This window comes from Pseudoxanthomonas spadix BD-a59 (assembly GCF_000233915.3).
Taxonomy (GTDB): Bacteria; Pseudomonadota; Gammaproteobacteria; order Xanthomonadales; family Xanthomonadaceae; genus Pseudoxanthomonas_A; species Pseudoxanthomonas_A spadix.
The window spans coordinates 3,309,032-3,327,099 of record NC_016147.2; the positions used below are offsets into that span (position 1 = coordinate 3,309,032).

General features: G+C 71.7%; 17 protein-coding genes. 5 read left to right on the top strand and 12 right to left on the bottom strand.

Annotation, left to right across the window (positions count from 1 at the left end):
• The first annotated feature begins 128 nt into the window (after nt 1-128).
• Entirely contained in the window at nt 129-1,952 is a 1,824-nt protein-coding gene (locus tag DSC_RS14955; RefSeq protein WP_014162046.1) for a monovalent cation:proton antiporter-2 (CPA2) family protein, read from the top strand.
• Between the two features lie 115 nt (nt 1,953-2,067).
• Here DSC_RS14955 and DSC_RS14960 read toward each other — a convergent pair whose 3' ends face one another.
• From DSC_RS14960 to DSC_RS14970, 3 genes are read right to left on the bottom strand one after another with little or no spacing between them, the layout of a single operon-like run.
• Entirely contained in the window at nt 2,068-2,421 is a 354-nt protein-coding gene (locus DSC_RS14960; RefSeq protein ID WP_014162047.1) for a tRNA-binding protein, read from the bottom strand.
• A 39-nt stretch (nt 2,422-2,460) separates the two neighbouring features.
• A complete protein-coding gene (locus DSC_RS14965) occupies nt 2,461-5,805 on the bottom strand; it encodes an ankyrin repeat domain-containing protein (RefSeq protein WP_043290762.1) in 3,345 nt (1,114 codons plus the stop codon).
• Nucleotides 5,798-6,052 (bottom strand): YcgL domain-containing protein, encoded by a 255-nt coding sequence (locus tag DSC_RS14970; RefSeq protein WP_014162049.1) that lies wholly within the window; start codon nt 6,050-6,052, stop codon nt 5,798-5,800. Before DSC_RS14970 ends, DSC_RS14965 begins: the two co-directional genes overlap by 8 nt.
• A 196-nt stretch (nt 6,053-6,248) precedes the next feature.
• Between DSC_RS14970 and DSC_RS14975 the strand changes: the two genes are divergently transcribed.
• From DSC_RS14975 to DSC_RS14990, 4 genes are read left to right on the top strand one after another with little or no spacing between them, the layout of a single operon-like run.
• Nucleotides 6,249-7,439, top strand: coding sequence for a beta-ketoacyl-[acyl-carrier-protein] synthase family protein (locus DSC_RS14975; protein ID WP_014162050.1), 1,191 nt, complete (start codon nt 6,249-6,251; stop codon nt 7,437-7,439).
• Nucleotides 7,436-8,221, top strand: a complete 786-nt coding sequence (locus DSC_RS14980; RefSeq protein WP_014162051.1) for a beta-ketoacyl synthase chain length factor — start codon at nt 7,436-7,438, stop codon at nt 8,219-8,221. Before DSC_RS14975 ends, DSC_RS14980 begins: the two co-directional genes overlap by 4 nt.
• A gap of 11 nt (nt 8,222-8,232) precedes the next feature.
• A complete protein-coding gene (locus tag DSC_RS14985; RefSeq protein ID WP_043291476.1) occupies nt 8,233-9,015 on the top strand; it encodes a glycosyltransferase family 2 protein in 783 nt (260 codons plus the stop codon).
• A 16-nt stretch (nt 9,016-9,031) separates the two neighbouring features.
• Nucleotides 9,032-10,654 carry an NAD(P)/FAD-dependent oxidoreductase gene (locus tag DSC_RS14990; RefSeq protein ID WP_043290766.1) on the top strand — a complete coding sequence of 541 codons (1,623 nt, stop codon included), beginning with the start codon at nt 9,032-9,034 and terminating at the stop codon, nt 10,652-10,654.
• A gap of 36 nt (nt 10,655-10,690) precedes the next feature.
• Here DSC_RS14990 and fabG read toward each other — a convergent pair whose 3' ends face one another.
• The 9 genes from fabG to DSC_RS15035 form a co-directional block, all read right to left on the bottom strand.
• The gene (gene fabG, locus DSC_RS14995) at nt 10,691-11,437 is read right to left on the bottom strand and encodes a 3-oxoacyl-ACP reductase FabG (protein ID WP_043290767.1); all 747 of its coding nucleotides are present in this window, start codon (nt 11,435-11,437) and stop codon (nt 10,691-10,693) included.
• Between the two features lie 102 nt (nt 11,438-11,539).
• The gene (locus DSC_RS15000) at nt 11,540-11,974 is read right to left on the bottom strand and encodes a hotdog family protein (RefSeq protein WP_014162055.1); all 435 of its coding nucleotides are present in this window, start codon (nt 11,972-11,974) and stop codon (nt 11,540-11,542) included.
• Entirely contained in the window at nt 11,961-14,306 is a 2,346-nt protein-coding gene (locus tag DSC_RS15005; protein ID WP_043290769.1) for an MMPL family transporter, read from the bottom strand. Before DSC_RS15005 ends, DSC_RS15000 begins: the two co-directional genes overlap by 14 nt.
• On the bottom strand, nt 14,303-14,974 hold the full coding sequence (locus DSC_RS15010) for a LolA-related protein (RefSeq protein ID WP_337998574.1): 672 nt from the start codon (nt 14,972-14,974) through the stop codon (nt 14,303-14,305). The genes DSC_RS15005 and DSC_RS15010 overlap by 4 nt, the downstream gene beginning before the upstream one ends.
• Complete coding sequence (locus tag DSC_RS15015; protein WP_014162058.1) at nt 14,889-15,872, bottom strand: lysophospholipid acyltransferase family protein; 984 nt, start codon at nt 15,870-15,872, stop codon at nt 14,889-14,891. Before DSC_RS15015 ends, DSC_RS15010 begins: the two co-directional genes overlap by 86 nt.
• Nucleotides 15,869-16,162: an ApeI family dehydratase gene (locus tag DSC_RS15020; protein WP_014162059.1), complete on the bottom strand. Its 294-nt coding sequence runs from the start codon at nt 16,160-16,162 to the stop codon at nt 15,869-15,871. Before DSC_RS15020 ends, DSC_RS15015 begins: the two co-directional genes overlap by 4 nt.
• A gap of 7 nt (nt 16,163-16,169) precedes the next feature.
• Nucleotides 16,170-16,925: a lysophospholipid acyltransferase family protein gene (locus DSC_RS15025; RefSeq protein WP_425476627.1), complete on the bottom strand. Its 756-nt coding sequence runs from the start codon at nt 16,923-16,925 to the stop codon at nt 16,170-16,172.
• A 145-nt stretch (nt 16,926-17,070) separates the two neighbouring features.
• On the bottom strand, nt 17,071-17,823 hold the full coding sequence (locus DSC_RS15030; protein ID WP_043290774.1) for a hypothetical protein: 753 nt from the start codon (nt 17,821-17,823) through the stop codon (nt 17,071-17,073).
• Nucleotides 17,798-18,067: a phosphopantetheine-binding protein gene (locus DSC_RS15035; RefSeq protein WP_014162062.1), complete on the bottom strand. Its 270-nt coding sequence runs from the start codon at nt 18,065-18,067 to the stop codon at nt 17,798-17,800. Before DSC_RS15035 ends, DSC_RS15030 begins: the two co-directional genes overlap by 26 nt.
• Between the last annotated feature and the right edge of the window lies 1 nt (nt 18,068).

The following is an 18,068-nucleotide window of genomic DNA, read 5'->3' on the forward strand; positions in this document are numbered from 1 at the left end:
GAGCTTCTTGCTTGGTGTCATGCGGGTTCAGCACGACCGGCGCTTGTGCGCTGATGACCTCGATCGAGCACGCTGCCGGGCCCGGCTTGCCCGAGGCCGCATAATGCGGCCTGGCTGAGGAGTGTCCGATGCACGGCGGCGGTCTGGAAATTGCCCTGGTGTTCCTGTTGGCCGGCGTGCTCGCGGTGCCGGCGTTCAAGCGCTTCGGGCTGGGCGCGGTGCTGGCCTACCTGGTGGCCGGGGCGGTGCTGGGGCCCGACGGCCTGGGCCTGGTGCGCGATACCGGGCGGATCCTCAACGCGTCGGAAGTGGGCGTGGTGATGCTGCTGTTCGTGATCGGGCTGGAGCTCTCGCCGGCACGCCTGAAGGTGATGCGCAAGCCGGTGTTCGGCACCGGTGGGCTGCAGGTGCTGCTGAGCACCGTGCTGCTGGGCGGGATCTGCCTGGGCCTGGGCCTGCCCTGGAGGACCGCGCTGGTGGTGGGCATGGGCCTGGCGCTGTCCTCCACCGCGGTCAGCCTGCAGCTGCTGTCCGAGCGCAAGGAACTGACCAGCGACTACGGGCGTGCCGGCTTTGCAGTGCTGCTGTTCCAGGACCTGGCGGCGATCCCGCTGCTGGCGGCGATCCCGCTGCTGGGCGGGGCCAAGAACCAGACCCTGACCTGGCCGGCGGCCCTGCACGCCGTGGGCGCGATCGTGGTCGTGGTCGTGGGTGGACGGCTGCTGTTGCACCATCTGTTCCGCGCGGTGGCCCGCACCGCCATGCCCGAGGTGTTCACCGCCGCCGCGCTGCTGGTGGTGCTGGGAAGCGCGTGGTTCCTGCAGCTGGCCGGTCTGAGCGCCGGGCTGGGCGCATTCCTGGCCGGGGTGCTGCTGTCCGATTCGGAATTCCGCCACGAGCTGGAATCGCAGATCGAGCCGTTCAAGAGCCTGCTGCTGGGCCTGTTCTTCATCTCGGTGGGCATGAGCATCGACCTGGACCGGATCCGCGCCGAGCCGCAGATCATCGCCGCCGGGGTGGTGGCACTGCTGCTGGTCAAGATGGGCGTGCTGGTCGCACTGGGACGCTGGCAACAGAAGATGAGCTGGCGTTCGGCGCTGAAGCTGGGCGGGGTGCTGTGGCTGGGCGGCGAATTCGCCTTCGTGGTGTTCAACCAGGCCCAGCAGGCCGACCTGCTCAGCATCAGGCACCATGACCGGCTGGTGGCGATGGTGGGCCTGTCGATGGCGGCCACGCCGCTGTTGCTGATCGCCGCCGGCCGCTGGCTGGACCATGCACCGGCGGCCGCGCAGACCCGCGCCTTCGACGAGGTCGACGACCAGCAGCCGCAGGTGCTGATCGCCGGCATGGGCCGCTTCGGCCAGATCGTGGCGCGCCTGCTGACTGCGCAACGGCTGCCGTTCGTGGCCCTGGAACACAGCCCGGAGACGGTGGACGCCCTGCGCCGGTTCGGCAACGCGCGGCTGTTCTATGGCGATCCCACCCGCCCGGAGCTGCTGCGCGCGGCCGGGGCGCAGCATTGCAAGGTGTTCGTGGTGGCCATCGACGACCCGGATACCAACATCAAGGCCACGCGCCTGATCCGGCGCATGTATCCCACCGCCAAGGTGCTGGCGCGCGCGCGCAACCGCCAGCACGCCTGGCGGCTGATGGACCTGGGCGCCGAACCGTTCCGCGAGACCTTCGGCTCCAGCCTGGAGATGGGCGAGCGGACATTGACCGCGCTGGGCATTTCCGCCAGCACCGCGGCGGCGCACGCCAGGCAGTTCCGCGCGCACGACGAAAAACTCTTGCGCGAGCAATACCTGATCTATGACGACGAGGCAGCCCTGCTGCAGAGCACCCGCGATGCACGCCGTGACCTGGAGAGGCTCTTTGCCGCCGATATCTCCGGCGACGACGGCATCGTCCGCGACGGCCTGTCGGCCGAGCCGCCTGTGAGGCCATCGTGACCCCGTGTGGCCTGCGCATCCGCTGCGGCGCGGGCCGCCTTGTCTCACCTGCGACCGGCTCAGGTGACGGCGCGACGACCGGCCGGGCTGGGCCGCGCCGGCAATCGCACGCGCTTCAGCCCAGGCGCGCGCCGTTGGGCACCGGTCGTTCCAGCGTGGTCAGCACCACCCCGGCGTCGGTGTAGGCACCGGTCAGCAGGAACTGCGAGCGGAACGGGCCGATCTGTTTTTCCGGGAAGTTGATGACCGCCACGATCTGCCTGCCCACCAGATCCTCGGGGGTGTAGAGCTCGGTGATCTGGGCGCTGGTCTTGCGCTGGCCGTACGGGCCGAAATCGGCCCAGACCTGGTAGGCCGGCTTGCGTGCCTGCGCAAACGGCTCGACCCGCAGGATCGTGCCGGCCACCAGTTGCACGCGTTCGAATTCGGCCCAGGTCAGCGGGGCGTCGGGGTCATCGCGGTCGGACATGGCCAGGGCTCGTGCAGGGTGCGCGCAGAGGGTCAACGGTCAGCGCGGTTCGCGCAGGTAGCGGGCGATCGGCGCGCCGCGGCCGGGCAGGACGCTGGGGGCCAGTTCGCCGGCGACATCGACGAAGCCGCGCATGATCGCGATCTCGCGCGGGCTGCGGTTGAGCGCGTCGCGCAGGTCCGGGTCGGCGCCGGCGCGCAGCAGCCGCTGGACCACCCGCAGCAGGCCGTGCAGCGCAGCCAGGTGCAGTGGGCCGAAGCCGCGCGGATCGCGCGCATCCAGGGCGATGTCTTCGTCCAGCAGCCGGTCCAGGCCGGCCAGGATCACCTCCTCGTCGCAGCGCGTGCCCGGCTCGGCGCGCGCGCCCAGCAACAGCAGCAGCGGGGTGACCGTGCCGGGCATGGCGGCGTCGGGCTCGGCCCCGGCCAGCAGCAAGGTGTCCAGCAGCGCCAACAGGCGCGCGCGGTCGCCGGCGATGAAGCCGAACAGCCCGGCGCAGTGCAGCGCCGTCAGGCCCTGGGCATCGACCGCATGCACGTTGGCCCCGGCGCTGAGCAGGCGCGCGACGATGTCCGGCAGGCCCAGCGCGGCGCCGAGCATCAGCACGCTGACCTGGCCGGGCAGGCGGTATTCGATGTCGGCGCCAGCCTGCAGCAGGGCGTTGACGATGGCGCTCTGGCGCATGCTCACCGCCGCCGACAGCGGCGTGGCCCCGGTGCGCGCGGCGCACTGCGGATCGGCGCCGCGCGCCAGCAGCAGGTCGACCACCGCCAGGTGGCCGCCACCGGCCGCGCGCAGCAGCGCGCTGCAGCCCTGGGGGTCGAGCGAATCGACCGCGAACCCCAGTTCCAGCAGGCGGCGCACGGCATCGACGTCGCCGGCGATCGCCGCCAGCGGCAGGTCGCCGGCGCGCAGCGGCCGCTGCGGCAGGGCCCAGCCGCGCCAGTCCAGCCAGTCGGCCAGATCGCGGCGGCCGCTGGACAGGGCCACCCCGAGCGGGGTCTGGCCATCGGCAGCACGGGCATCGGGCGATGCGCCGCCGGCGATCAGGCGCCGCACCATCGGTAGGTTGCCCAGCGCGGTGGCCAGGTGCAGGGCGGACATGCCGCGCGCGTCGCGGGCCTCGCGGTCCACGCCCAGCGCCAGCAGCGCCTCGACCAGCGCGCTCCAGTCCAGGCGCACGGCCAGCGAGAGTGGCCGGTCGCCAGCGGCCGTGGCGGCGAAGGGATCGGCGCCGCGCGCCAGCAGTTCCAGGGCCAGCGCCTGGGCGGCGCGATCGGCGCGCGCCTGGGCCTGGACGCAGGCGGCCAGGAAACGGGCCAGGCCAGCGCCGCCAGCCGGGGCCAGGCCGGCATCGAGCAGCACCCGCGTGGCCGGCAGTGCCGACGGGCCGCGCGCCAGGCTGGCCAGCAGCGGCACGTCGCCGTGCACATCACGGACTTCGCCCAGTGCGTCGTGGCGCAGCAGCCAGGCCAGCGCGCGCGGCGCGGTGGACAGGGCCGGGGCATGCAGGAGGCTGCCCAGCTCGGCCGGCGAACACAGCCGCGCCAGGTCGGCCAGGCCCTGGTCCTGGCCGCGCCCGAGCGCCTCGCGCAGCAGCCCCAGCGGGGCCTGGTCCGGCGGTGGCTGCTGGCTGTCCAGGCTGGAGGCCGCACTGGGCAGCAGGTAGCCCGGATCCAGCAGCGAGACCAGTGCCCAACGCCCGGCGGCGGCGGCGAGCTCGACCGCGCGCCGGCCATCGGCGCCGGGCTGGTCCGGGTCCAGGCCCAGTTCGAGCAGGCGCTTGACCAGGGGCAGGCAGACCTGTTCGCCACTGCAAGCCAGCAGGATCGCGTTGCGGCCTTGTGCATCGCGCGCGTGCAGGTCGGCGCCAGCCGCGGCCAGCACCTCCACCGCAGCGACATTGCCGCTGCGGACCACATCCAGCCATGGCGTGATGCCGGCCTGGTCGCGGGCCTCGACCGGGGCACCGGCGCCCAGCAGCGCAGCCAGGATCTCGGCATGGCCGGCGCGCGCGGCTTCGTGCAGGGCGCTGCGGCCGTGTGCGCCGCGGGTGTCGATCCTGGCCTTGTGCCTGAGCAGCAGCTGCACCCCCGCGGCATCGTCCTCCTCGGTGCCGGCCGCGGCCAGCAGCACCGGCTGGGCGCCGGCCGGCTCGGCCTTGGCGCCGCGCTCCAGCAGGAACCTGGCCAGGCGCCAGTTGCCGGCCATGCAGGCGATGCCCAGCGGGGTGAGGCCCTCGGCGTTGCGGGCATCCAGGTCGGCCGCCGCATCGCGCAGCAGCGCGGCCACGCCGGGATCGGAACTGCGCGCGGCGTGGTGCAAGGGGGTATTGCCGTCGTGGTCGGCCTGGCGCGGATCGGCGCCGTTGGTCAGCAGCGTGGTGACCGCATCGGGGCGGCCGTGCCAGCTGTCGCGGGTGGCGGCCAGCAGTGGCGTCATGCCGGCGTGGGCCTGGTTGAGGTCGATCCCCTTGGCGATCAGCAGACGCAGCAGGCGCAGGTCGGGCAGCACCGCGGCCAGCACCGCCAGGCTGCGCTGGTCACGGGCCCCGGCCGGCGGCAGCGCACGCGGATTGGCGCCGGCTCCGATCAACTCCAGGGCGCGTTCGACCCGGCCGCTGCGGGCCGCCTCGTACAGGGCCGGGTCCTGCGCCGGCCCGGCAGCCGGCGTGGCGCGCAGGGGTTCGGGTGTCGGGGCAGGGACCGGTGCGGGCGCGGGCGTCGGCGCGACCTTCGGCGCGCTCGGCCGCGCGGGCATTTCCAGCACTGGCAGGCCACCGGCACGCGGGGTCCGCTGCAGGCCCCAGTGCAGCAGCGGCAGCGCGAGCACATAGCCGAGGGTCGCCGCGCCGCGCAGGGTGTCGGGCCACAGCGCCGGCCAGGCCAGGCTCAGGCCCAAGCCAATCACCACCGCCACCACCGCGGCCACGGCCAAACCGTGCCAGTCGCCGGGATCGCGCCCGGCCATCGCCCGCCACTGCTGGGCCAGGCCGCCGCCTTCGGCTTCCACCCGCTGCCACAACGGCCAGGTCCGCCACAGCCCGATCAGGCAGGTGCCGGCCGCCGCGCTCAGGCCCAGCGCCGCGCCCAGGCTGCCGCTGGCGCGCACGGCCTGCAACGGCCAGGCCAGCAGTGCGGCGATCACCACAAAGCCCAGCGCCCACACCGCCAGCAGTGCGGCCAGGTCACGCCTGAAAAAATCCCGCCGCGCCGGCGCGCGCGTGCGCGCCTGCCAGGACACCGCCAGCGCCAGCGCCGGCTGGGCCAGCACGGCGCCGGCCGCTGCGACCCCGCCGCCGAACCAGGTCAGCGCCGCCAGCGCCAGGCCCACCCCCAACGCGCCCCATGCCGCAGGCACCGGCCGACGCGCGTGCTCAGGCATCGGGCAAGGGATCCAGCTGGGTGGGCGGAAACTGGAGATGGAATCCCTGGGTGGCTAGGTTGCGCCGCACCACCGCCACGTCCTCGCGCGCCAGCTTGCGCCCGGGGGTGAGGGTCACTTCCAGCACGAACACCAGCGTCCCCAGCTGCGCGCGCAACGGCGGCGGCAGCCGCGCAAAATCATCGCGGGCCACCAGGTACACGTAAGTCTCTGCCTTGCGCAGGCTCTTGTAGATGAACGCATGCATCAGCTGCGTGCGGAAGGGTTCTGAAGGAAGTTTGGCGATTGTGCGGGAAATGCCGCAGGGGGGGAACCGACGCACGCGCGGAAGACCGCCTGGCACCTGTCACGTTCAGCGGCGGACCCAGCGCGCGCTCACGGGCACTGGCTATACTCGCCCGCCATCTGCTGATACATCGGTTCTGATGCCGTCACCGCCTCGCATGACGCCGCTGGCGATCACCGCCTACACCGCCACCACCGCCTTGGGCGCCGGCCGCCTGGCCCAGGCCGAGGCGCTGGACCAGCGCCGCAGCGGACTGCGCCCCAATGACTTTGGACCGGCCCCGCGCCTGGACTGCTGGATCGGCCGGGTCGAAGGCGTGGAAGAGGTGCAGCTGCCGCCGGTACTGGCCCGGTGGGACTGCCGCAACAACCGCCTGGCCTGGCTGGCGCTGCAGCAGGACGGGCTGCTGGATGCGGTTGGTGCCGCGGCTGCGCGTTACGGCGCGGCGCGCGTGGCGGTGGTGATGGGCACCTCGACCTCCAGCATCGGCGCCAGCGAGGAAGCCTACACGCGCCTGGACCGCGATGCCGGCGGCGAGCGCTTCGCCGACGACCTGCAGCGCCCGATCGTGCACACCCCCCACTCGATCGGCGATTTCGTCCAGCACGCCACTGGCCTGGCCGGGCCGTGCGTGACCGTGGCCACCGCCTGTTCGTCCAGCGCCAAGGTGTTCGCCCAGGCCGCCCGCCTGATCCAGGCCGGCGTGGTCGATGCCGCGCTGGTGGGCGGCGTGGATACCTTGTGCGGCAGCGTGCTGTATGGCTTCAACGCCCTGCAGCTGGTGTCCAGGGACAAGTGCAAGCCGTTCGATGCCAGCCGCGATGGGCTTTCGCTGGGTGAAGCCGGCGGCTTTGCCCTGCTCGAACGGGCCACCGAGACCGACCCCCTGCAGCTGCGCGGCTATGGCGAATCCAGCGATGCCCACCACATGTCCGCGCCGCATCCGCAAGGCCTGGGCGCGCAGCTGGCCATGCGCGATGCGCTGGCCCGCGCCGGGATCGAGGCGGCGCAGCTGGATTATCTGAACCTGCACGGCACCTCGACCCCGGCCAACGACGCGGTCGAGGCGATCGCCGTGGCGGCGCTGTTTCCCGAGGCGCTGCATGCGGCCTCGACCAAGGCCTGGACCGGACACACGCTGGGCGCGGCCGGCATCGTCGAATCGGTGTTCGCCCTGATTGCACTGGACACCGGCCATCTGCCGGGCACGCTCAATGCCACGATCCCCGACCCGGTCTGCGGTCCGCAGATCCGCCTGGCGCCCGAGCGGCGCGCGCTGCACTACGCGATGAACAATTCCTTCGGCTTCGGCGGCAACAACTGCGCGCTGGTGTTTGCCCGCCCATGAGCTCACCCACCCTGACCGCGCGCATCGCGGGGATCGGATTCTGGTGCCGCGGTTTGCCTAGCTGGAGCGCTGCACAGGCCTACGCGCAAGGCGGCGCGCTGCCGGCCGATGCCCCCGGCAGGCCTTCGCCACAGCTGCTGGCGCCCAACGAGCGCCGCCGCGCGCCGGAGACGGTGGCCGTGGCGCTGGAAGTGGCGCTGGCCGCGTGCGCCGACGCCCAGCGCGATCCGGGCACGCTGCCGTCGGTGTTCACCTCCACCCATGGCGACCTGGCCATCACCGACTACATGTGCCGGCAGCTGGCCGAGGATCCGGCCGGGCTCTCGCCGATCCGCTTCCACAACTCGGTGCACAACGCGGCGGCCGGCTACTGGACCATCGGCGCCCAGACCCACGCGCCGGCCACCGCGCTGAGCGCCTTCCACGGCAGCTTTGCACAAGGGTTGCTGGAAGCCCTGACCCAGCTGGCCACCGGCACCGAGGCGCTGCTGCTGGTCGGCTACGACAGCCAGTCGAGCGGGCCGCTGGGGCGGGTGTCGCACAGCCAGGGGCTGCTCGGCGGCGCGCTGGTACTGACCCACCAAGGCGATGGCCCGCTGCTGCGGGCCACTCTGGGCACCGGCGGCCATGCCCGCGCGCCGGCCGGCCGGCTGGAACACCACGCCGCCGGCAACGCGATGGCGCCTATGCTGCCGCTGTTCGACGCGCTGGCCAGCGGCGCGGCGCACTGCCATCTCGATGCCGGCAACGGCGCGCAGCTGCAGGTGGAGATCGGGCGTTGACCGCGCTGACCATGCAGGACGTGGCGGTGCTGATCCCGGCGCTGAATGAAAGGCTGCGCATCCGCGAAGTGGTCACCGACGCGCTGGCAGTGTGTCCGCACGTGATCGTGGTCGATGACGGCTCCGACGATGGCACCAGCGCGTGCATCGCCGACCTGCCGATCACGCTGATCCGCCATCGGCAGCGCAGGGGCAAGGGCGCCGCCTTGCGCAGCGGGTTTGCCCAGGCCGCGCGCATGGGCGTCCAGGGCGTGCTGACCATGGACGGCGACGGCCAGCACAAGGCCAGCGACCTGCCGCGCCTGCTGCAGGCGGCCAATGCCTATCCGGGCTGGGTGGTCAACGGCGCACGCCTGCGCAAGCGCGCCAGCCAGCCGACCATCCGCCGGATCGGCAACGATTTTGGCGACTGGGGCATCGCCTGGGCCTGCGGCTTCCGCATGGTCGATACCCAAAGCGGCCAGCGCTTCTATCCGCGCAGCGTGTTCACCCTGCCCGATGTGGCCGGCGAAGGCTTCGTGTTCGAGGCGCAGATCCTGATCAGCGCCGCGCGTCGGGCCAACGCGCGCCTGGTGTCGGTGCCGGTGGAAACACGCTACCTGCATCTGGAAGGCGGCCAGTTCCGCAAGAGCCATTTCCGCCTGGTCCGAGACCTGGCCAGCATCACCGTGCATGTGGCCGCCCAGATCCTGTCCTACGGCCACGTGCTGGGCCAGTACAGGAGCACCCGCCGGCATCGGCCGGTGATCTACGACCCGGACGGCGAATTTGCTACCGTGCCGGCCACCTCTTGACCGCAATGGATGCTCGATGAGCGCTCGTACCGATGTGGCGATCCTGGGCGGTGGCCTGGCCGGTCTGACCCTGGCCCTGCAGCTCAAGCGCCAGGACCGGCAGCTCGCGGTGAGCGTGATCGAGCGCCGCGCCCATCCGGTGCGCGAGGCCGCCTTCAAGGTCGGCGAATCGACCGTGGAGATCGGCGCGCACTACTTCGCCGAGGTGCTGGGCCTGCGCGGCCATCTGGAGCGCGAACAGATCCGCAAGTTCGGCTTCCGCTTCTTCTTCTCCGAGGGCCAGCAGCACATCGACCAGTGCACCGAGCTGGGCGTGAGCCAGCTGCTGCCGACGCCGTCATGGCAGATCGATCGCGGCCGCTTCGAGAATTTCCTGGGCCAACAGGCGCGTGCGCTGGGCGTGGATTTCATCGATGGCGCCAGTGTGCGGGGCGTGGACCTGGCCGGCGGCCAGGACGACCACGCGGTGCGTTACCAGCGCAGCGGTGAGGCCGCGCAGCTGAGTGCGCGCTGGGTGGTCGATGCCAGCGGCCGCGCCGGCCTGCTCAAGCGCAAGCTCGGCCTGGCCCAGGCCAACGACCACAACGCCAATGCGGTGTGGTGGCGGGTGGACGGCCTGGTCGATCCCAACGACTGGTCCGATGATCCGGCCTGGCTGGCGCGCTGCACGCCACCGGAGCGCTGGCGTTCGACCAACCACATGTGCGGGCCGGGCTACTGGTTCTGGCTGATCCCGCTGTCCTCCGGCGCGCACTCGCTGGGCATCGTCTGCGATGCGGACATCCATCCGCTGGACACCATGAACACCCACGACAAGGCCATGGCCTGGCTGCGCGAACACCAGCCGCGGGTGGCCACCGCGCTGGAAAGGCGCGAGCACACCCTGCGCGACTTCCTGTTCCTCAAGCACTTCTCCTATGGCTGCAAGCAGGTGTTTTCCGGCGACCGCTGGGCGCTGACCGGCGAGGCCGGGGTGTTCCTGGATCCGTTCTACTCGCCGGGCAGCGATTTCATCGCCATTTCCAACACCTACGTGGCCGAGCTGATCGCGCGCGACCGCGCCGGCGGCAACTTCGCCCCCTACGCCAGCATCTTCGACCAGCTGTACCAGAGCTTCTACGAGAACACCCTGACCCTCTACCAGGGCCAGTACCCGCTGTTCGGCGATGCCCAGGTGATGCCGGTCAAGGTGATCTGGGACTACACCTACTACTGGGCGTTGCTGGCGCCGCTGTTCTTCGCCGGGCGCCTGACCGATGTTTCGCTGCTGGGCCGGCTGCGTCCACTGCTGCTGCGCGGACGCGCGCTCAACCTGGGCCTGCAGGCGCTGCTGGCCGACTGGGGCCGGCGCAACCGTGCCGCACCGCCGGGATTGACCGATGGCCGGATGCTCGACCAGCGCGTGATCGGCTGGTTCCATGAAATGAACCGCGCGCTCAACGACCCCCTGGACAGCGACGCGCTCAACGCCCGCCTGCAGGCCAACGTGGCGCGCATGGAATGGCTGGCCGGGGAGATCCTCACCCGCGCCCGGCTGCGTCACCCCGACATCGACGACCATGGCCTGCAGCCATTGCTGGCCGGCCTGGCAGCAGGCGAGCAATCGCTGGATCCGGCGTGGTACGCCGACGCGGCATAGCGGACGCCCGTTGCCGTATGGGCGACGCCCAGGCGTTCAGCCCATCCCCCCGTTGACCCCGATCACCTGGCCATTGATGTAGCCGGCCGCATCGCTGCACAGGAACGCCACCAGCGCGGCGACTTCCTCCGGCTTGCCGGCGCGGGCGGCGGGCACCAGTTGCTTGAGCACCTCCGGCGGGAATTGCGCGCCGATCATCGCCCCTTCGATCACCCCCGGGGCGACCACATTTGCGGTGATGCCGCGGCTGGCCATCTCGCGCGCCAGCGACCTGGTTGCCCCGTGCAGGGCCGACTTGGCCGCCGCGTAGTTGGTCTGCCCGCGATTGCCGGTGACCGCAGCCACCGAGGACACGCACACCACCCGGCCCCAGCGCGTGCGCGCCATCGGCAGCAGCAACGGCTGGGTGACGTTGAAAAAACCATGCAGCGACACGTCGATCACCCGATGCCATTGCCGGGCGGTCATGCCCGCCATCGGCGCGTCGTCGTGGATGCCGGCGTTGTTGACCACCACCTGCACCGGGCCGCCTTCCAGCAGCGCGGCGATGCCTGCGGCGCTGGCGGCCTGGTCAACCACGTCGAAGGCGATGGCCTGCGCGCTGCCGCCGGCCTGGATGATCTGCTGCACCACCCGTTCGGCACGGTCGATGCCGCGGTTGGCGTGGACGATCACCTGGAAACCGCCTGCCGCCAGCGCGGTGCAGATCGCCCCACCCAGATCACCGCTGCCGCCAGTCACCAGCGCGCGGCGTTGGGGTTTGGGAGTTGTTCCTGAAGTCATGCGCGGCATGCTAGCAGTCGCAAAAACAGGTCACGCAGATGTACGGCGTCGCCGATGCGGTGGGAGCCGCCACCGAAGCGAAAACCTGAAGGCACCGGTTCGCTATGACGCCTGCCCCAGCACCACCGAGGCGCGGCCTTCGGCCAGCAGGGTGTCGGCGTGGTGGATGCGGAAGGCGTATTGCTGGCTGTCCTGGCCGTGGATCAGCACGTCGGCCTGGCCTTGCAGGGGTCCGTGCAACGGGTCCAGGGTGTCCACGTGCAGGACCACGTTGCGCAGCGCGACCAGCACGCCCGGGCGCACCGGTGCGCCATTGGCCTGACCGAGCAGGCCGCCGTGCACGGCCATCGCCTGGGCGCCGTATTCGCACAGGTGCACGGCACCCAGGCGGCCGTGCGCGCGCAGCGGATGGGCTGCATCGAGATGCCCGTGGCTGCGCAGCACGATGCGCGCAGCGTCCCAGTGCACGACTTCCTGCCACAGGCACATCAGGCCCTGGTGCGGGACCAGCGCGGCGATCGCTTCACGGCTGTGCATCGGTCACCTGTTTTGCGCGCGGCTGGCGCGAGACCAGCAGCGCCAGGACGAAGTTGAACACCACGCCCATCGCCACGGTCGCACCGATCGCGCGCAGCACCGGGATGCTGGACAGGGCCAGCAGCACGAACACCAGCAGGGTCATCAGGCTGCACACGATCAGCGCATGCAGGGTGCGGCGCTGGTCGGCCGCATCGTCGCCGGCATGGTCGAAGAACAGCGCGTAGTCCAGGCCCAGGCCGGCACCAAGGATCATCGAGATCAGGTGGAACAGGTTCAGTTCCACGCCCAGTGCGCGCAGCACCGCCAGGATCAGCAGCACGCTCAGCCCCATCGGCAGCAGCACCCGCACGATCCGGCGAGGCTCGCGCAGGGCGATGGCCACCACGATGGCCAGCAGCACCGCGGCCACGCCCATCGCCACCAGCACGCGGTGGTAGGTGTCGACCAGGGTGCGCGAGGCTTCGCGCAGGTCGATCCACTGGGCGCCACTGCCCCGGAGCGCGGCGGCCAGCGCCTGCGGATCGCCGATGCCGCTCATCGAGACCAGCGCGGTGAGGTGGTCGCCGCCGTCCAGCAGCAGGCCCTGCACGGGCGCGGCCAGCGGCGTGTCGGCCAGCTCGGCTTCGGTCAGCGGCCTGGCGGTGCGGGCCTGTTCCAGATCGGCCAGAAACGGGGCGAACACCTCGCTGCGGAACGGCAAGCCGGCCAGCGCCGCGTCCAGCATCGCCCGCGCCGCGGCCGGCTCGGGCAGCTGCTGCTGGCGATGCTGCTGCAGCCCTGCGCTGGGCAGGTAGCGGGCGGCCATGTCGTAGCTGGCCAGCGCGCCCTTGGCCACCTGCGCATCCAGGCGCGGGCGCAGCGCCTCGGAGGCGGCCAGCGCCGCTTCGCGGGTGGGCGCCTGCACGGCCAGCACGTAGGTCACATCGGGCGCGCCCAGTTCCTGGCGCAGGTCCTGATCGTGCCTGAGCGATTCGACCGGCACCGGGGTCAGCCTGGACAGATCGTGCTGCCAGAACGGGGTGGGCACCGCCACGATCACCCCCGCGGCGATCACCGCCAGCAGCGCCAGCGACCAGCGCGGCCGCGGCAGGCGTTCGATGGCATCACCCAGGCGGCCCATCAGTTTCGAATCGGCAAAATCGCCGGTGGCCGGATCCAGCAGTTCGGGCATCACCAGGCGGGTGAGCAGCGCGGCCACGGCCAGGCCGGTGATGGTGAACACCGCCAGCTGGCGCAGGCCCTCCACGCCGGAAAAAAAGAAGGTGATGTAGGCGATGCAGGTGGAGACCACGCCGGTGGCCAGGGTCGGCCACAGCCGGCGCGCATTGGCGCGCGGGTCCAGGCCGGGACGCTGATGGCTGAACAGATGGATCGGATAGTCCTGGACCACGCCGATCAGGGTGAAGCCAAACGCCAGGGTGATGCCGTGGACCTGGTCGAAGCACAGCATCACCGCGGCCATGCCGGCCAGGCCGGCGCTGGCCAGCGGCAGCACGCCCAGCAGCGGGATCTTCCAGCTGCGATAGGCCACCAGCAGCAGCACGATCAGGCCGACGGTATCGAACACCCCGATCCACCGGGTCTCGTTCTGGGTGCGGGTACTGATCTCCACCGAAAACGCGCCCGGCCCGGTCAGCAGCAGCGTGCTTCCGGTGCCCCTGGCGATCTCCTCGAAGGCGGCGTCGATCGCGGCCACGGCCTGCTGCTGGCCGCTCGGGTCGAAGCCGCCGGCGATGGTCTGGGCCACCAGCAGCGCGCGCGTGCCGGCCCTGTCGAACCACACCCCTTCGATCTGCTGCGGCGCCCGGGCCGGCTGCAGGCGCTGGGCCACGTACAGAAGTTCCAGGGTCGGGTCGCGCGGCAGCAGCGGCTCGATCATGCCGGCCGCCGGCGAGCCCAGGTCCTGCACGCGCTCGGCCAGTTGCGCGTGCAGGGTCTGCGCATCCAGCCGCTGCTGGTCGTAGCGGTCGGTCAGCAGGAACCGGTACGGCAGCCAGCTGCCCGGGATCGCATCGATGGGCGATTGCCCGCCGTTGCTGATCATGGCGAACAGGTCCCTGTCCGCCTCCAGCCTGGCGCGCAGCGCCTGCGACTGCCTGGCCAGGGTGGCCGGATCGCTGCCGGAGATGGCCATCAGCAACAGGCGCGAACCCGGGCCCTGGCCCAGTTCGTCCAGCAGCAGCTTCTGCGCCGGGGTGCGCGCATCGGGCATGAACTTGCGCAGGTCGCCGGAGAGCTTGAGCGAATGGCCCAGCCACGCCCCCAGGCCCAGCAGTGCCAGCAGCCACAGCACCGCCACCCCGGTGCGTGCGCGGTCAGGCAGCCTCACCCGGGTTGGCCGCGGCACAGCGCGGCCAGGGCATCGGCGTCTTCGACCTGGGCCGCCGCCTGCGCGGCGCCGGCCAGCAACGTGCGCTGGTGTTGGCCCTTGTCATCGGTGGTCTCGATGCAACGCAGTTCGGCGCCGCGGCCGTAGAGCTGGATCTGGCGCACCGGCGCCTGGGCGGCGGCCGCCTGCCTGGGATCGAGCCTGAGCTGCCAGGCCTGGCGCGTGCCGGCGGCGCTGAGCGTGTAGTGTTGCTGCAGCTGGGCGGCGTCGCCGGACAGCAGCGCACCGAAGGCGTGCTGCAGGCCGAGCAGTTCCGGCGCGCGCGCCAGCGCGAAGGTGCGCGGCTGCTTGCCGTCGCGTTCCAGCGTGGCGGTCTGGCCCCTGAGCGTGATCTTCTCGTGGTACGGCGCGGTCACCTCGCGCACCAGGGTGGCGTCGGCATCGCGCATGTAGCGGCCCTGCAGACGCAGCGGGGTGTTCAGCAGGGCCGAGTCGCGCAGTTCGACGAACTGGGTGGTGATCGCGCCGGGCCGGGCGATCCTGGACAGGATCCAGGCCGGGTCGGGCGGGTCGGCGGCCGGCTCAGGCGATGCGGCGCACAGCGGTCCGGCGCTGCACAGCAGCATCAGCATCAGCACCCGGCTCCAGGTGGAGCTTGCCCTGGTCATGCTTGGCGTTCCAGAAATCATAGAAGTTGAACCAGTTGTAGGGCGCATGCCGGGCGTAATGCTCGAGCCGTTCGGCATAACCCCGGATGAGCACACCCAGGCAGGCGGCGCGGTTGCGGCGCGAGACCTCCAGGCCCTCGCTGTAGGTCTCGAACGCCAGCGTGTAGCGGGCGCCGCCGTGGTACAGGCCGAAGGCCAGCACCACCGGCACCTTGAGCACCGCGGCGATCAGCCAGGGCGAGGTCGGGAACTGCGCCTGTGCGCCCAGGAACTGCGCCGGCAGGAACGGGTCTTCCGGGCGGGTGCGATCGACCAGCAGCGCCACCAGGTGGCCGGCGTCGGTGGCCTGCTTGATCGCCATGACGATCGAGGTGCTGTCCATGCCGGCATCGATGATGCGCTCGGCCAGCTGCGGATTGAGCGCGCCCAGCAGCTCGGTCAGTGCCGGCGCCTGGGCCTTGTCCAGCACCACCCGGACCTGCACGTCGGGACGCTCCTGGGCCAGCACCCGCAGCGCATCGAAGCTGCCCAGGTGCGAGCCGAAGATCAGCACCCCGCGGCCCTTGTCCATCTGCGCATGCAGCTGCTCCAGGCCGCTGACCTGGACATGAAACTGCTCCATGCGTCCGCTGAGCAGGAACACCCGGTCCAGGATCACCGAGGCGAAGGTGTGGAAGTGGCGGGCCACGTCCAGCCAGCGCACCGGCCGGTCGAGCACGCGGCCGAGATAGGCGCGCGAGGCGCGGCGCTCCGGGCCGCGCACCAGCATGAAGTAGGCGGTGATCGGGACCAGCAGCGCGCGCGCCAGCGGCCGGCCGCCGTGGCAGGCGATGGTGCGGATCAGGCGCAGGCCAAACCGGGTGCCGCCTTCCGGACGCTGCTTCCAGGCGCTGTTCATGGCGCGCCACCGGCAGCCACGATCTCGCCGCTGGCCAGCAGGGTCTGGCCGCGCAGCACGCGGAACTTCCAGCGCGGCGCGGCGCCTTCCAGGACGATGCGCGCGCGCTGGCCCGGCAGCAGCGGCTGGACGAACTTCACCTGCGGCAGGCGCAGGCCGCCGTGCAGCAGGCCGTGCTGGGCCTGGATCGCATCCAGCACATGGTCCAGGACCACCACGCCGGGCACGATGGGGTGGCCGGGGAAATGTCCGGGCAGGGCGGGATGGTCGTGCGGGACGGCAAATTCCATGCGCTTGTCAAAGGCGCGGTTCGAGCAGGGTGCGCACCGACTCGTGGGCACGCCGGGTGAGCGCTTGCCGGTCCAGCAGCATGCCGGCTTCATCGCGCACCGGGATCGGCGCGCCGATGCGCACCCGGATGGGGCCCGGACGCACCCGGAACAGGCCCTGCGCCGGCAGCACCTTGCCACACCCGTCGATGGCCACCGGCACCACCGGTACCCCGGCGTCGATGGCCGCCTGCAGCAACCCGGCCTTGAACGGCGCCAGCGCGCCGGTGCGGCTGCGGGTGCCTTCCGGGAACAGGCACAGGTTCTGGCCCCGGCCCAGCAGCGCGGCGGCCTGGCGCCGGACCAGGGCCCCGGCGCGGCGGCTGTCGCGGTCCAGGAACAGCATGCCGGTGGCCTTGGCGTACCAGTTCACGAACGGGACCTTGAGCATCTCGGCCTTGAGCAGGAAGCGCAGCGGCGCCGGCACCGCCATGTACAGCACGCAGATGTCGATCACCGACTGGTGGTTGGACACCAGCAGGTGCGGCCTGGACCAGTCGATGTCCCGGCCGCCTTCCACCACCAGCTGCGCGCCGGCGCCGCGGACCAGGCCCGGCGCCCAACAGCGCGCGGCCATGCGCAACACCACCTCCGGGCCGGTGCCCAGGGCGCGCAGCAGCAGCGCCAGGCTGATCCAGCCGGCCGTCCAGGCCAGGGTAAAGGCCAGCTGCAGGGCGTTGAGGACGCTCCAGGCGAGGTTGCCGCAGGCCCGCGACGACTGCACGCCCATGTTGTCGGTCGAAAGGCTCATGCGCGACAGGATACCCGGGCACCGGCCGCTTGGGCGGCGCGGATTTGCGATTTTTTAACAGTGAATGCAGGTACTGGCGCAAGCGCTGTTGGCCCGCGCCCGGCGCGTGGGCGCAGCTTCAACGCAGCACGTCGCGCCAGAAGGCCGGCCCCAGCCGGACCAGCTGGCGCAGGAAATCGACCAGGTTGCGGTAGGGCCGCACCGGGAACCAGCGCGCGCGCAGGGCGTATTCGCCAAGGAAGAACCCGCCGACCACCCCGTAGCCCAGCAGGTTGGCGAACAACGAGGCCTGCGCATCGGCAATGGCCAGCGGCGGCACCCGGCCCAGCTGGGCCAGCACACCGCCCGGTACCTCCCACAGCCCCAGCAACAGGTTGGCCAGCGTCATCATCGCCAGCAGGCCAGCCCAGCAGCCGGTCAGCCGGCGCGTATAGGTCAGCTCCGCCGGGCCGGCCACGTGCCCGGCCTGCGCGTACAGGCCGCAGACGATGCGGGTGATCAGCGGCGTGCGGCCGCCCACCAGGCTGCGGCCGAAGAACCAGGCGACCCAGCCGGTGAACAGCACCGGCGGCGCGGCCAGCAGCAGCAGCGCATGCGGCGAATGCCACAGCGGCACCAGCGCGGCCAGCAGCACCACGGCCAGCCCCCAGGCCCAGCCGCGCAGACGGGCCATCGGCTCGATCAGCAGCAGCAGGACCAGTGCCACCCCGGCCAGCACGGCCAGCTGGCTGCTGCCCTTGGCATTGGCCCAGTGGGCAAGTGGTGGATAGGCGATGGCCAGCAGCAGCGCCGCCGCCACTGCCCACCGGGCACCGGCCTGCGGCGCGGGCGCGGACACGCCAGCCTCAGGGGGTCCTGGCGGCCTGGACATGTGTCGACAGCGCCCGCAGCGAGGCGAAGATGCGCTGGTTGTCGTCGTTGTCCGAGCGCAGCTGGACCCCGTAGGTCTTGCCGATGGCCAGGGCCAGCTCCAGCGCGTCGATCGAATCCAGGCCCAGACCGGTGTTGAACAGCGGGGCTTCCGGGTCGATCTGGCCGGGGTCCACGCCTTCCAGGTTCAGGCTCTCGACCAGCAGCTGGGCCAGCTCGTGTTCTTCGGCGGTTTGCGCGGACATG

Excerpts from the sequence above, each read along its gene's own strand:
- DSC_RS15015 (WP_014162058.1), bottom strand. The coding sequence starts at position 15,872 with ATGAACAGCGCCTGGAAGCAGCGTCCGGAAGGCGGCACCCGGTTTGGC.
- DSC_RS15000 (WP_014162055.1), bottom strand. The coding sequence starts at position 11,974 with ATGCACAGCCGTGAAGCGATCGCCGCGCTGGTCCCGCACCAGGGCCTG.
- DSC_RS14975 (WP_014162050.1), top strand. The coding sequence starts at position 6,249 with ATGACGCCGCTGGCGATCACCGCCTACACCGCCACCACCGCCTTGGGC.
- DSC_RS14960 (WP_014162047.1), bottom strand. The coding sequence starts at position 2,421 with ATGTCCGACCGCGATGACCCCGACGCCCCGCTGACCTGGGCCGAATTC.
- DSC_RS15035 (WP_014162062.1), bottom strand. The coding sequence starts at position 18,067 with ATGTCCGCGCAAACCGCCGAAGAACACGAGCTGGCCCAGCTGCTGGTC.
- DSC_RS14965 (WP_043290762.1), bottom strand. The coding sequence starts at position 5,805 with ATGCCTGAGCACGCGCGTCGGCCGGTGCCTGCGGCATGGGGCGCGTTG.
- DSC_RS15030 (WP_043290774.1), bottom strand. The coding sequence starts at position 17,823 with ATGTCCAGGCCGCCAGGACCCCCTGAGGCTGGCGTGTCCGCGCCCGCG.
- DSC_RS15020 (WP_014162059.1), bottom strand. The coding sequence starts at position 16,162 with ATGGAATTTGCCGTCCCGCACGACCATCCCGCCCTGCCCGGACATTTC.
- DSC_RS14955 (WP_014162046.1), top strand. The coding sequence starts at position 129 with ATGCACGGCGGCGGTCTGGAAATTGCCCTGGTGTTCCTGTTGGCCGGC.
- DSC_RS14990 (WP_043290766.1), top strand. The coding sequence starts at position 9,032 with ATGAGCGCTCGTACCGATGTGGCGATCCTGGGCGGTGGCCTGGCCGGT.
- DSC_RS14970 (WP_014162049.1), bottom strand. The coding sequence starts at position 6,052 with ATGCATGCGTTCATCTACAAGAGCCTGCGCAAGGCAGAGACTTACGTG.
- DSC_RS15010 (WP_337998574.1), bottom strand. The coding sequence starts at position 14,974 with ATGACCAGGGCAAGCTCCACCTGGAGCCGGGTGCTGATGCTGATGCTG.
- fabG (WP_043290767.1), bottom strand. The coding sequence starts at position 11,437 with ATGACTTCAGGAACAACTCCCAAACCCCAACGCCGCGCGCTGGTGACT.
- DSC_RS14980 (WP_014162051.1), top strand. The coding sequence starts at position 7,436 with ATGAGCTCACCCACCCTGACCGCGCGCATCGCGGGGATCGGATTCTGG.
- DSC_RS14985 (WP_043291476.1), top strand. The coding sequence starts at position 8,233 with ATGCAGGACGTGGCGGTGCTGATCCCGGCGCTGAATGAAAGGCTGCGC.